This window comes from Mesorhizobium sp. M0496, from assembly GCF_040321205.1.
Lineage (GTDB): Bacteria > Pseudomonadota > Alphaproteobacteria > Rhizobiales > Rhizobiaceae > Mesorhizobium.
Map to the genome: position 1 here is coordinate 68,727 of NZ_JAMYRC010000032.1, position 13,240 is coordinate 81,966.

The following is a 13,240-nucleotide window of genomic DNA, read 5'->3' on the forward strand; positions in this document are numbered from 1 at the left end:
GTTCCGGCCACCCAGACGACCTGCTGCTGCCGTGCCGGAGCGCATCAGCTCGAGGAACTCGTCGCGGTAGGGGTCGACGCAAAACGAATCCGACAGCGTCATCGACACTTCGCGTCCGGCGGCATGCGCCAGGCGCGCGATCTGCCGGATCGCTTCCTTGGCGCGCGGCGGGTCCCACAGATAGCCCTCGAATTTCACCTTGGCGCCCGACGCCTTGTCGGGCTCGATGTCTTCCGTCCCGAGTTCGATGCAGGCCGATATAGCGCTCGCCATCGGCCGTGACGAAGATCATCGAGCGCGCCGTCGGTGGTTGTCCCACTAGGGGGTTTGGTGTCGAAGGCGACGCCCTGGGCGTGGATGTCGTGGGCGTAGATCTCGCCGAGCGCGTCCTTCGACACCTTGCCGAAGAAGGCGGCGCGCCCGCCGAAGCTGGCTACGCCGGTGGCGGTGTTGCCGGCGCTGCCGCCCGAGGCTTCGATCGCCGGACCCATGCGGCTGTACAGCAGCTCTGTTCGTTGCGTGTCGATGAGGGTCATCGCACCCTTGATGACGCCGTTGGTCTCGAGAAAAGCCTCGTCGCACTAGGCAATGATGTCGACAATGGCATTGCCGATGCAAAGCACGTCATAGTCCGGCATCAATGTCTCCGCCTGGGAACCCGCCAGCTCTCTTGCCATGCCGGCCGGGCGCTGGTCTGGCAAGTGGGCTTTCCGTTTGCCAATGCGTTCGTTCCCGGCCCTCACGGGGCAGCGAGTCCCTGCCGTGAGCGCCTCACCTGCCAGGCTACATGGCGGCCGTGGAGATTACCTCAGCAGCGGCGCCCGATCGGAAACCTTAGCACCTCCGCGCTTTGGCGTGGCTGCTTGAACTCTTCGACGGCAACCGCCTCAATTAGCAGGTCCAAGGCTTCGCGGCCCCTTTGACTCATCGGGTCATCCCCACAAAGGTAGTCATACGCTCGATCTAAATGCACTCGGGCGGCGGAAAAATCGCTTGTCATATCATAGAACCCTCTCTACCCGCCCGCATTGCCGTCTACGAGGTGAAGGTAGTTCAATCGTCAATATATACACACAAATTTGAATTAAGTCGGTGTGATCATGGAGGTCACCGACGACCACTCGCTGGCGCTCGGTCGGTTCATAAATGCCGAGCACCCCGTCGCGAGACCACCTCTGATCTCCCTCCTTCGATGCTAGACGCGTGGAAGACATGGCTGCGCCGCCGCTGCCAGAAAGGCGTGTCCCATCGCGCGGCGGCTGCATAGTGGGCAGCCAGCGCTGGGAGGTAATCGGCAAAGCCGCGTTTGGCGATCGTTGCATAGCAGGCGCAGGCGAAATCGCCACGCCCGTCCAGCATGTCCGATGCCGCGTTAGGCCGCCAGGATGCCTGAGCGGAGTGCATGCACGATCCCGCGTGATGACAGTGGATCGGCACAGAACAGGCCGCCGCGACCCAGCGGTCACCGGCGGCGGGATAGATCGTTGCGGTTCCCGCCGCCTTGATCATGCTGGCGGTCTCGATTGCGTTGGGTGGCACGAGCGGCGCGATGGACTGCGTTGCGGCTAAAGCGCGGTACCAATGTCCGGCTTTGCGCAGTTCGCTGCCCAGATCCGGATCGGTGAGGCGCGCGACCACACGGCGTTCGTCCGGGAAGTCGGGGCTGTACCACCAGCCTGCGGGACGCGCCTCGACGACCATGCTGCAATCGCCCCGGTGCGCGGTCGAACAAGCGTGTGTAGGCGGCAAGATGTCCGTGCACGGTGAGCTTGGCGCCGAAACATCGCTCCAGCCTCCAACTGCGACCGGTCGCCAAAACCACGGCGCGGGCAACGATAGCTTCATCGGCCAGTTTGAGCAGCCAGCCTTGATCGTCGCGCACTGCCGAACCCACGGCCGAGCCAAACCGCGTGTCCATACCTGCCGCCTTGGCCGCCTGCACCATCAGCCGGTCGAATCGCGTAGGTCGAGCTGCCAGCCGGCACCTTGAGCGGAAAACATGCCGTGCCGCTCGCTGGGAACTTCATTGGCCCACACCGAAACAAGCGCACGATTTTCAACGAAGCCGGCCTCGGCGAACGGCGTCCAGACATCACGCTGACGCAGCAGCCCATTCGCTACTGCCGGCAGCACCTCTCCCGGCTTTGGCCGATCATGCGTTCCTGCTTCCAGCAACAGCACGCTCCGCGCGGGTGCATCGTCGCCAACTCCAGTCCGGATGTGGTCGCCGCCGAACGTGATCGTCTCAGCGAGCTGGCGGGACAAAATGCCAACCTCAAGATAGCGTTGGCCCGGATCAGCGAGGCGGGCTGATGAAGACTTTAAATTCGAAATGTGACACGCGGCAATCGTCGCGTGCCGCTGCAGCCCCAGGCTCCGCTTCACGGTGGGGACCGATCGGCCGCACTCTCAGCCTGTGCTTCTTCTCTGCCACCCATCATCGAATTTTGGTGGATTGTCCGTCTCCCGCACCGGTTTGAGCGCGATAGACAAGAATCGCGTTTTCTGTGCCGGCCGGGCTTCAATGACGGGGATGGCGAAAAGCTGAGTGCTCGGGCTTGCGGGCCGAGCTTGTCGGTCGCTCGATGGAAAGTGTCATCTGAGGCGCTTCCTCTCCCGCGTGCAACTGGAAGACACGCTCGTCCAGTTCCTTGTCCACTTCCGTCAGACGATGATTGAGGCGAAGGTAGTCCGTCCAGGTCGGCGTGCGGAACGTTTCCGTCCAATGCATAGGCTTCTGCAAGTTCCGCTGGAGCGTCCAATTCCGAGCACCGACCCGGCTGTGTACATGACGCCGCTGCCGCATGAGGTCGAGGAAAGCCTCGAGATCTCTCTCGGCTATCAGATATTCGACCTTGACCACGATCGGGCCGCTTCTCGGCTTCAGGTTGAGCGCGACAGCCGGGGCATCGAATTCCTCCAGAGGATCGGGCTCTGAGTCGCGGCGCTCGCGAAGAGGAAACAGAACGCCGGCTGCAGCGACGAACATCAGGGAGGCAGCGGAACCCTCCAGCGCCAGGGCCAGCGAATGGTTTTCGGCCACCGTGCCCCACACCCAGCTGCCGAGCGCGATGCCACCATCGATCAAAGCATAGTAGATCGAGATGGTGCGCCCCACGACCCAGCGCGGGCTTGCCAGCTGCACGCTCACACCGACCCCTGACCAGGCGGTGATCCAGCCCGCGCCGCCCAAAGCGAGTGCAATTGCCGCCACCCCGATCGAAGTTGTCAGTGCCAGGGAAAGTGAGCACGCCGCGCAGGCGACGCAGGAGAGCCTCATCAGCCGCTCCTGCGACAAGCTCCGTCTGAACAGGCTGTTGGAGAGGCCAGCGAAGACGGCTCCGGTCCCGAAGCCGGCCATGAGCGCGCCATAGGCGAGCGGGCCTCCTCCCAGCTGATCGCGGACAACCACCGGCAGCAGCGCGAGTATGGCGATGCTCGCCAAGCCAAAGAGGGTTCCGCGCGCGATCGCTGCCTTGATTTCCGATGACATCCCCGTGAAGCGCAGCCCGTCATAGATCGCCGTCCTCATCGACTCGCGTGGAAGAGGGGAAGAACGAACCTTCCACTTGCAGCGCCAAATAGTGGCCAAGGGTACGAAATAGGTGAGCGTGGTCACCGCGAATGCCGCCATAAGGCCAAACGAGGCAACTACAATGCCGCCGAGCGCCGGGCCCACAGTCCGGACGGTATTGAATCCAACAGAAAGCAGGGTGACGGCAGCGGGAACATCGCGTCGATCCACAATATCGCCAACCGACGCTTGCCAGGCCGGATCATTGAGAGCACCGCCGCTTGCGATCAAGAAGCTGAAGCCGAGGATCATCCACGGACTGACAAAGCCCAGCGCCACGGACGCGGTCAGCATCGCGGACGCAATCACCATAAGGCACCGACCGGCGAACATGACCCGGCGCCGGCTGAAATTGTCGGCGAGAGCCCCGGCAAAGACGGACAAGACGAAAGCGGGCAGGTTCGATGAAGCCTGCACCAACGCAACCATCAGATCGGAAGTCGAGATCGTTGCCATCAGCCAGCTGATGGCAACAGTCTGCATCAACCAGCCGAGGCTTGAAACCTGCGTCGCGAGCCAGATCGAGCGAAAGGTGGGCTGCAGAAGTGGCCCAAAGGTCGTCGGCGCAGCCAAATCTTCGTTTGATCCAGCCACCCTACTCATTTTGCGAACCTTTGCTTTCCGTTATTGTCGCTTCCCATGTAATCTAGGCTGAACCGTGGCGGCGGGAAGAATAGAGAGGAACTGGTTGCCTCCGACGAGTGCAGCACAGTTTCCTCGGCATTGAGGGTCGCGGCACGCGGGCGTGGGCCGGCTCACTCGCCTTCGAAGATGTCTTGTCAAGGTCGGATTCACTTGTCGCTTAACGCACCAGGCTTCATCAACGCGCACTTTGCGGAGCGATGCCTTTTCGCGAAACGCGACCCTGTTCTTTGTTGAAGACTCATTCATCAGCGGCGTTCGATGCGCTGGCTTAGGGAGAGTGAGGACGCTTGCAGATCTTCGATAGGATCGATTCACTGATAGGCGCAGACGATTGCCGGGCCGCGATCGAAGAGGCGCGCGCCTTGCTACTTCGATTCGAACAAAGGTCTGATGCGCTCACGCATGCGATCGACGAGTTTCTGCTCGACCTGATGACATTGGCTTTCATTGTCGAATGTTACGGACGCGGCTTTGAACTCCTGGCGCGAACGCTTGCCCGTAGAAGGCTGGTGAAGATCAGACTTTTGTCGGGAGGGATTGGCCGGGCAGAAATGGTTCCAAAGTCTGATGGCTGAACCGGCGATCGCGCCGCGTTGCAATTGACGACGTGGCGATCGCCAAAAAAAAGGGCCATCGGAAAACCGAGGCCCTTTAGGTGTAAAGTCAAAACTTTCAGAGGGGAACAGCTGGTACGATGGAATGGGAGGAAACCATCGCGTGCATCAGCTGTAAGCTTAATGGCTAAAAGTTGTGCAATGCGCAAACACACTTTGTGCAATGCAGCTATGCAGTAACGCAGAGCCTCAAGTTGCAAGATCGAGTTTGGAAATGTTTGCTGCTCGTACGGTGATGGGCGAGATCCTTAAGCGTATGTACGGCGGCATGATGGACGCTTGCAAGCATCCAGACAAGATTACCGCGAAGCTAAAATAAGAGGTTCGGTCCAATCGGCGATGCTCAATAGCCGCGCCATTCTGGTTCCGCCGGGCGTTACATCGCCTCGCCAAGTTGAGGATGTATGGTCGCGAGCAGCCGCGCGCCAATTTGGAACCCACGACCATATGCAACGATTGGGCACTGTCCGAAGAAGGCCGAGAACTGTTGAAAGTGCGCTAGATGGAGATATTCTGAATTGGAACGGGGGCCTGGTTCATCGCCAAAGCGAGACATGGATGAAAAGCAGATCGCGCCCAACGCCTGATCCAACCATTGCAACGGAAGTCCCCTGGTCGGAAAGCCTAACCGCATATGATGACAAGCATTTCGAGCTCTATTTGAAGCTCATGGACGCTTGCGCCGACAGTGCCAGCGAAGAGGAGATGGCGCTGGATGTACTGGGTATCGATCCGGTCAAAGAGCCAATCCGCGCCCGTAAGGCCCTTCGCAGTCATCTCAAACGGGTGCTCTGGTTTATGCATGAGGGCCATAAGGAACTGCTTCCAAGCCGGCCGCCTCAATAACTGCGGCGCCGAACAAGGTTGCCCGAGAGATCAGGTGGCGCCCTCGGGGGATGCGAGGACACTTGAAAGCCGCAATCGGGTTATCATCTCCATACTGCGTGTGTTCGGCTCCGCACGGCAAGTGCCCTTGAGTCGAGGAGGAATGCACATGAAGAAGAAAGTTCATCTGGAAGCCTGCTGACCGATCCCTTGGGGCCCATAATCGGGTCCCAAGTTGTTCCCGACGAGCGTTGCGAGGGGCGGATGCAGGACCAGCCGGAAATCGAGCCCGGGCGTGAAACGAAGTCAACAGGTGCGAGGTTCGGCCTGCTGGGTGTGGCTGTGTTGGCCGTAGGCGCCTTCATCTGGACCGGCTTCGGCGAAGGCATCCAGCAGGGCACGTCCAACGTCGTTCGGACTGTCATCGACAAGAGCATGCAGCGCCTTGGGCTCGGGCAAGCCCCCAACGCTCTTACAGAGGGCGAGTGGTATCTCTCGGTGTACTACGGTCCCGACTTTACGGATGTCACCCCCGTCGGCCTGGGGCACCCCTTCAAGGTGACATTCACGTCGGCCCCGGATTTGTCTGGCACCTACGAGAACGTTGCAGGGAGCGGCTCGGTAAGCGGCTTTGAACGACCCGGTCAACTCGTAATGACCTACTCCGGAGCAGATGGGATGTCCCATGGAGTTGCCATTCTCCCAGACATTCAGACTCACCTTTCTTCCAACAACGTCGAGCATGATTACGTGGGAGCCGTTTTGGTCCACGCTTGCTATAAGGCGGACACCCAGCAGTGCGACGCCGCCAAATCGCAATATAAATTCTGCAGGGCGATTTTGTCGAAAAACAGGGAACCCGACAAGGATCCTTCCCTCAAGGGTTACCTCGACGAACCATGTTCGGCTTTTCAGAACGATCTGAAGCTGAAGCTTAGCCCGACGGCACAGCTTTAGGCACGAAGGCGCTCACCAGGGTCGCAGCTCAAAGAGAACGGCGCCCTTCGCCGGGGGCCGTCCGTTCCGCATCCCGCCTGACGGCGGCGCGTTGCTGATGCTCCTACGGCCGCCCTGTTGAGCCGGTCTCAGGGCCACGGTCTTTCTCCTGCACCGATCTGACTTGGTCCCGCTGGCGGGCATTTCGGTGCTTCCGTTTTGTACGCTCTTCTTTCTTGGGCCGCTTCGCGGCACGGCTGCGCCGACATGGATGTGCCTAGCGGCACCTTTCCTATGTAGCGGGAAGAGAGGCGCGCGGCCCTCTCTCCCCACCCACTCAAACCGGCCTTTGCTTTGCTCCAGCACTGCGGGGCCAGATCCGGCGGCCCCCGCCGCGCTGAAATGCCTCGCTCCTGCGGCCTCACACTCGCCAGGAGGCACAAGTGCATCCCCATGCCTGACTGGCAGTGCGCTTCGCCGCAGGAAGGGTCCCGTTACTTTCCCGGCCTGGCAGGGCAGCTTGTCTCGGCGCCGCTGAATTCCAATCTGCAAAGCGGCCTCATCCCGTCACGCCCTGTGAAAAAAGGGCAGGAGGGCTACGGCTTCCATTTCAGCGTCAGCCGCTGAACGCTTGAGCCGGCTCTACGGCTATTCGGCTGGGGTTTTCCGAAGCTTTTCTAACACAAAGAGCTTGCCCTGGCGCACGGCGTACTCGATTGATTGCGCCTTCGCCAGATGTGCCGCAATCGAGCTGGCCAGCATGCAGCCCGTCCCGCGCATCGATGCGGCAAGACGCGGCGTGTCAAAGCGGACTGGTTCGTGATCGGGGCGCAACAGAATATCGATCGATCGGGGTCCCGCCGCGTGGCCGCCCTTGATCAGCAGGGCCTGCATCCCGGCCACCAGCAATTCCTGGCCTTGCCACACCGCGCCGTCTTCATCAACCGCTGGCTCTAAGCCAACAAGAAGCGCCAGCTCGATGAGATTGGGTGTGACGAGGCGGCAAAGGGGCATCAGGTCGCGTTTCATGGCGGCGATGGCCCTTGCGTCCAGCAGCGCCCGGCCTGACGTCGAGGCCAGCACCGCGTCGAGTACTGCCGGCACCTGTGGATTTTCGCGGAGCACAGCCGCGACGGCTACGACGATCTCGGCCGTTGCAAGCATGCCGATCTTGATTGCCGCCACCTTGTTGGCCTGCAGCGCGGCGCGCATTTGATTGGCCACAAGATCGGGCTGCGAAGGATGGATTTTCATCACGGCTTCGTGCGTCTGCACCGTCAGCGCTGTGACAGCCAGGCAGGTGCGGACGCCAATGGAAGAGATCGTCTCGATATCGCGTGCAATTCCAGCCCCACCGCTGGAGTCAGATCCGCCGACCACGAGCACATGCGGTTCTCGCCTCAGCGCCATGGCTTTGTCTTTTCGATCCATTCTCGCGTGCGCGCTTCGGGATCGGCATTCAACGTGATGTCGGTGACCACCGCCGCGGTGTCCGCACCAGCCGCGAAAACACCGTCGAGCCGATCGGGGTTGAGGCCGCCAATGGCGACCAATGGGATCGGCGCCACCCGATGCTTCCACTCGCTGATCCGCTCGAGCCCTTGCGGCGCCCATTTCATCTGCTTCAGGACGGTGGGATAGATGGGGCCGAGCGCGACATAGTCGGGCTCGGCAGCGATGGCCATTTCCAGTTCTAGATGATCGTGCGTGGAAAGCCCGAGCTTCAATCCGGCGTACTTAATCGCCAGCAGGTCGGCCGCAGCCAAATCCTCATGGCCGAGATGGACGAAGTCGCAGCTTTCCTCGATTGCCGTGCGCCAATAGTCGTTGACGATCAGTTGGCAACCATGGACCGCGCAGACGTCGTTCGCGCGGCGGATTTCCGACCGCAGCGTGGTCTCGTCCCTATCCTTGATGCGCAACTGAACCAGCTTGACGCCGAGCGGGACCAGCCGCTCGACCCAGTCAGCGCTGTCGACGATCAGGTAGAAGGGATCGAGCTTCATGAAAAAACGGCCCTGCCGATGGTCGGCGTCGATGGCACGGCGACGTCGCGCGGTTCAAGCATACCCGAGCTGAAAGCTTCACGACCGGCCTCGACCGCCTTGCCGAACGCACGCGCCATGCCGACCGGATCGGCCGCCTTGGCGACCGCGGTGTTCAGGAGTACGGCGTCAAAGCCGAGCTCCATGACGGTTGCCGCGTGCGACGGCCGTCCGAGCCCCGCGTCCACGATCAGCGGAACATCAGGGAAATGTCCGCGCATCGAGCGCAGCGCCGTGATGTTGATCGGTCCGAGAGCGGAACCGATCGGCGCGCACCACGGCATCAACACCTTGCAGCCCGCCGCAAGCAGCCGCTCGGCAACGACAAGGTCGTCGGTGGTATAGGGGAAGACCGCAAACCCGTCCTCGCACAGGATGCGGGCGGCTTCGACCAGACCGAAAACATCCGGCTGCAGCGTGTCGTGGTTGCCGATCACTTCGAGCTTGACCCAGTTCGTACCGAAGACTTCGCGCGCCATTTGTGCGGTCGTGACCGCTTCCTTGACGGAGTGGCAGCCAGCAGTGTTGGGCAGGATTCTGACACCAAGCGAGCGGATCAACGACCAGAATTCTTCGCCGGCCCTGCCGCCTGCCATTTCACGGCGCAACGAGACGGTCACCACCGCCGTGCCCGATGCCCTGACTGCATAGGCAAGGATGGCCGGCGAAGGATATTGAGCCGTGCCAAGAAGCAGGCGGGAGGGAAGCTCGGCTCCATAAAGCTCGATCATGGCCTAGCCGCCCTGCATGGGCGAGAGGATTTCGATCCGGTCGCCGTCGTTCAATTGGAATTCCGCCCGGTTGGCTTTGTGCACGAGGTCGTTGTTGACGGCGGTCGCGAGCCAATCGCCCTCATAGTCAAGCGCGGCAAGCAGCTCGGCCAGCGTGGTGGCGGCAACCTCATGCGCTTCGCCGTTGACCATCAGTTTCATGAGCAAGCTCCTTGGTTCTGTCTTGACTGAAAACCAGGTCGGCAGCCTGGCGCGCCATGGCGGGAGCCAGGAGAAAACCGTGACGATAGAGCCCGTTGATCGCGATGATTTCACCCTTGGTTTCGACGCGCGGCAAATTGTCGGGAAAGGCTGGGCGGACGCCGACACCGGTTTCAACGATCTCGGCCTCGCCAAAGGCCGGGTGGAGGGCATAGGCGGTACCCAGCAGTTCCATCATCGAACGCGCCGTAACCGGTCCGACGGACTGGCTTTCAATCATCGTCGCACCAATCATGAAACGGTGGTCGGTGCGCGGCACTGCGTACAGTGGAAAGCGCGGATGCAGCAGCCTGACAGGGCGCGACAGCGAGATATCAGGGGTACGCAGGGTGAGCATTTCGCCGCGAACGCCGCGCAGCCAGTCATTTTGTGCCGCCATTCCCGTACAGTCGATCTGACGATCGAAACCAAAAACATGATGCGCGTCGGCGCCGAAGTGGAATTCAACACCCGTGGCCGCGAGCTTGTCATGAAGTGCTGCCATCGCCTGGCGCGGATCAAGATGGCCCTCAGCGGGGAAGAGCAATCCGCGGCGGAAGCGGCCGGCTAAGTCGGGCTCCAGCAAGGCAATTTCATCTTCCTCGACGCGCCGATAGCCCGTCGTGCGGCTGGCGAACCGGTCGAGCTCGCCCGCATCGCGCGGCGAGGCCAAGACCAGCGTTCCCCGTCGTGTTACCAAGCCGGGCGTTGCGGCGTCCCACCAGTCGGCGGCGTCGCGTCCGAGATCCAGCACCGGCTGCTCGGCGCTTTCACGCTCGCACCACGGCGCCAACATGCCACCGGCGAACCACGACGCATTGCCCCCAAGGGCAGGCCTTGTCTCGGCAACGGTAACCGCCGCGCCGCGTGCGGCGAACTCGAAGGCGGCGGTGAGGCCGGCAACGCCCGCCCCTTTGACCAAGACCTTCATGATGGCTCACGTGGCTGAGGTATGAGCGGTGCGCCGGTCTCGTCCGCCGGCAGGTAGAGATCGCCGCCCTCGCGGTATTTCGCCGCCATCGCCGCCATGCCCTCTTTCTGTGCCTCGGCGCGGATGTCGTGGGAGATACGCATCGAGCAGAATTTCGGTCCGCACATCGAGCAGAAATGCGCCAGCTTGTGCGCCTCCTTGGGCAAGGTCTGGTCGTGGAAGGACCGCGCGGTTTCGGGATCGAGCGACAGGTTGAACTGATCCTCCCAGCGGAACTCGAAGCGCGCGCGCGAAAGCGCATCATCCCTGACCTTCGCTGCCGGATGGCCCTTCGCCAGGTCGGCGGCGTGGGCGGCTATCTTGTAGGTGATCACGCCGATCTTGACGTCGTTGCGATCGGGAAGGCCGAGATGCTCCTTGGGCGTGACGTAGCAGAGCATGGCGGTGCCGAACCAGCCGATCATCGCGGCGCCGATGCCTGAGGTGATGTGGTCGTAGCCCGGCGCGATGTCGGTCGTCAGCGGTCCGAGCGTATAGAACGGCGCCTCGCCGCAGACGGCGAGTTGCTTGTCCATGTTCGCCTTGATCTTGTGCATCGGCACGTGGCCGGGGCCCTCTATCATCACCTGGCAATCCTTCGCCCAGGCGATCTTCGTCAGCTCGCCGAGCGTCTCCAGCTCGGCGAACTGCGCCGCGTCATTGGCATCGGCGATCGAGCCTGGACGAAGACCGTCGCCGAGCGAGAAGGAGACGTCGTAGGCTCTGGCGATGTCGCAGATCTCCGCGAAGTGCTCGTAGAGGAAGCTTTCCCGGTGATGGTGCAGGCACCATTTGGCCATGATCGAGCCGCCGCGCGAGACGATACCCGTCACCCGGTCGACGGTCAGCGGGATATAATGCAGCCGCACGCCGGCGTGGATGGTGAAATAGTCGACGCCTTGCTCGGCCTGTTCGATCAGCGTGTCGCGGTAGACCTCCCAGGTCAGATCCTCGGCAATGCCGCCGACCTTTTCGAGCGCCTGGTAGAGCGGCACCGTGCCGATCGGCACCGGCGCGTTGCGCACGATCCAGTCGCGGATGTTGTGGATGTTGCGGCCGGTCGACAGGTCCATCACCGTATCGGCGCCCCAGCGGATCGCCCACACCATCTTTTCGACCTCTTCCGCCATCGACGATGTGACGGCAGAGTTACCGATATTGGCGTTGATTTTGACCAGGAAATTGCGGCCGATGATCATCGGCTCGCTCTCGGGATGGTTGATGTTGGCGGGAATGATCGCCCGTCCGCGCGCCACCTCGTCACGCACGAATTCGGGCGTGACGAAATCGGGCAGTGTCGCGCCGAAAGCCTCGCCGTCGCGCTCAAGCTTGCCGTGCAGGATCTCGCGACCAAGGTTCTCGCGAATGGCAACGAACTCCATTTCGGGTGTGATGATGCCGGCGCGCGCATAGGCAAGCTGCGTCACCGCCTTGCCTGCTTTGGCCCTGAGCGGTCGGTGGCGGATGGGAAATTCCGGCGTCAGGCGTTCGCCCGTCGCGAATCCGTTGTCCTCCGGCCGGACATGGCGGCCGTCACAGTCCTCGACATCGCCGCGGGCCAAGATCCATTCGTGGCGAAGCCGAGCCAGGCCTTTTTCGATGCTGGTTTCGACAGCCGGATCGGTATAGGGGCCCGACGGATCGTAGACGGTGACTGGCGGTTCGCCGGCTGTCGGATGGACGGAGATTTCGCGCATCGGCACTTTGATCTGCGAGTGGATGGTGCCGGGCTTGTGGATCTTCCGCGAGGCGGGCAGCGGTCCCGTCGACACGGCAGGGGTGAGGGCATTCATCTTGAGGCTCCTTTGCTCATGCATTGGAGACCCAGTTCTGTGCCGGAAGGATGAAAAGACGCTTCTGTCGACCTGCCGAAACAGGACCTCGGGCGTGAACTCCCGCAAAGCGCTTGCACCGTCCCTACGCCAGTATGAACTGGATCAGGTTCAACGGGTCACTGCGCCGCGAAAGCCAGCAGTATCTCAGCCCCTTGCCGGGACTCCCCTGGTGAATGCCTCAGGTTGAACGGGCCGGGGTTGTCTTGTCAAGCGCATTTGGCCCGCCCACTGTCAAATCAAACCAGGACCGCTTCGTCTTCTTGGCAGTCTGGCATCTGCCCCTGCTCTGTCCACATCCTGTTTGGGTGGAAGGCCACCACCCAGCGGAACCCTCAGAGAAGGAAAACCGTCCAGATTTGGCTAGACTGCTCGACGATAAGTCCAGAGCTGTGCCGGCGGTATGTTGCGGACGACGAAGTCATAGTGGGAAACCACGTAACGGTCTGGCATCTTGATCACCGGCGACAGAAGTCCATATGTGATCTGAATTAGGGGCCGGCCGGCAGGAATACGGGCAAGCAGATCCTCAACCAGCGCGACACGCTGTTGCATTGGAAAGCTCAACAGCGGGACTGCACTTATAACACAATCGAACTGTTCACCTTTGCGCTCACACAGAGCTTCGTCCAGCGCAAATGCGTCGCCCAATCTGAAGTCCACATTCGGGAAGCGTTGCACCAGGCCGTCGTAGAAAATCCTGGAATATTCGACTGAAACCAGCTGGCGCGGCTTGATTCCCCTAGCCAGGATCGCCTTTGTGATGACACCGGTTCCCGCGCCAAGCTCCAGAATCGGCAATCCTGACCGTGGGTTCACCACGCTTGC

General features: G+C 61.5%; 14 protein-coding genes, 1 pseudogene and 1 riboswitch. Of the genes and pseudogenes, 3 read left to right on the forward strand and 12 right to left on the reverse strand.

The window, feature by feature from the left end; translation table 11 throughout:
• Positions 1-30: 30 nt before the first annotated feature.
• From NKI73_RS23900 to NKI73_RS23920, 5 genes and pseudogenes are all read right to left on the reverse strand, one after another.
• A pseudogene (locus tag NKI73_RS23900) lies at positions 31-638 on the reverse strand (adenosine kinase); the annotation flags it as partial.
• A 170-nt stretch (positions 639-808) separates the two neighbouring features.
• Positions 809-1,000, reverse strand: a complete 192-nt coding sequence (locus tag NKI73_RS23905) for a hypothetical protein (protein WP_023727257.1) — start codon at positions 998-1,000, stop codon at positions 809-811.
• A gap of 140 nt (positions 1,001-1,140) precedes the next feature.
• On the reverse strand, positions 1,141-1,701 hold the full coding sequence (locus NKI73_RS23910; RefSeq protein ID WP_352633246.1) for a hypothetical protein: 561 nt from the start codon (positions 1,699-1,701) through the stop codon (positions 1,141-1,143).
• A 243-nt stretch (positions 1,702-1,944) separates the two neighbouring features.
• Positions 1,945-2,385, reverse strand: coding sequence for a hypothetical protein (locus NKI73_RS23915; protein WP_352633247.1), 441 nt, complete (start codon positions 2,383-2,385; stop codon positions 1,945-1,947).
• A 136-nt stretch (positions 2,386-2,521) separates the two neighbouring features.
• Positions 2,522-4,177, reverse strand: coding sequence for an MFS transporter (locus NKI73_RS23920; protein WP_352633248.1), 1,656 nt, complete (start codon positions 4,175-4,177; stop codon positions 2,522-2,524).
• Positions 4,178-4,506: 329 nt separating this feature from the next.
• Here NKI73_RS23920 and NKI73_RS23925 point away from each other — a divergent pair, with 329 nt between their 5' ends.
• The 3 genes from NKI73_RS23925 to NKI73_RS23935 all read left to right on the forward strand — a co-directional run bounded on the left by NKI73_RS23925 (position 4,507) and on the right by NKI73_RS23935 (position 6,615).
• Positions 4,507-4,794: a hypothetical protein gene (locus NKI73_RS23925; protein ID WP_352633249.1), complete on the forward strand. Its 288-nt coding sequence runs from the start codon at positions 4,507-4,509 to the stop codon at positions 4,792-4,794.
• A gap of 597 nt (positions 4,795-5,391) precedes the next feature.
• On the forward strand, positions 5,392-5,679 hold the full coding sequence (locus NKI73_RS23930) for a hypothetical protein (protein ID WP_081726247.1): 288 nt from the start codon (positions 5,392-5,394) through the stop codon (positions 5,677-5,679).
• Between the two features lie 243 nt (positions 5,680-5,922).
• Complete coding sequence (locus NKI73_RS23935) at positions 5,923-6,615, forward strand: hypothetical protein (protein ID WP_352633250.1); 693 nt, start codon at positions 5,923-5,925, stop codon at positions 6,613-6,615.
• A 627-nt stretch (positions 6,616-7,242) separates the two neighbouring features.
• On the opposite strand, the gene NKI73_RS23940 is transcribed toward NKI73_RS23935, so the two are convergent.
• The 7 genes from NKI73_RS23940 to pmtA all read right to left on the reverse strand — a co-directional run.
• A complete protein-coding gene (locus NKI73_RS23940; protein ID WP_352593593.1) occupies positions 7,243-8,004 on the reverse strand; it encodes a hydroxymethylpyrimidine/phosphomethylpyrimidine kinase in 762 nt (253 codons plus the stop codon).
• Positions 7,995-8,600 (reverse strand): thiamine phosphate synthase, encoded by a 606-nt coding sequence (locus tag NKI73_RS23945; RefSeq protein WP_352633251.1) that lies wholly within the window; start codon positions 8,598-8,600, stop codon positions 7,995-7,997. The genes NKI73_RS23940 and NKI73_RS23945 overlap by 10 nt, the downstream gene beginning before the upstream one ends.
• Positions 8,597-9,370, reverse strand: coding sequence for a thiazole synthase (locus NKI73_RS23950; protein ID WP_023685607.1), 774 nt, complete (start codon positions 9,368-9,370; stop codon positions 8,597-8,599). The genes NKI73_RS23945 and NKI73_RS23950 overlap by 4 nt, the downstream gene beginning before the upstream one ends.
• A gap of 3 nt (positions 9,371-9,373) precedes the next feature.
• A complete protein-coding gene (gene thiS / locus NKI73_RS23955) occupies positions 9,374-9,571 on the reverse strand; it encodes a sulfur carrier protein ThiS (protein WP_023685606.1) in 198 nt (65 codons plus the stop codon).
• Entirely contained in the window at positions 9,540-10,541 is a 1,002-nt protein-coding gene (thiO, locus tag NKI73_RS23960) for a glycine oxidase ThiO (RefSeq protein WP_023685605.1), read from the reverse strand. The genes thiS and thiO overlap by 32 nt, the downstream gene beginning before the upstream one ends.
• A complete protein-coding gene (thiC, locus tag NKI73_RS23965; protein WP_023685604.1) occupies positions 10,538-12,373 on the reverse strand; it encodes a phosphomethylpyrimidine synthase ThiC in 1,836 nt (611 codons plus the stop codon). The genes thiO and thiC overlap by 4 nt, the downstream gene beginning before the upstream one ends.
• 103 nt (positions 12,374-12,476) lie before the next feature.
• A riboswitch (TPP riboswitch) is annotated at positions 12,477-12,593 on the reverse strand.
• 182 nt (positions 12,594-12,775) lie between these two features.
• Positions 12,776-13,240 (reverse strand): phospholipid N-methyltransferase PmtA (gene pmtA / locus NKI73_RS23970; RefSeq protein ID WP_352633252.1); only part of this gene is annotated, 465 nt, incomplete at its 5' end.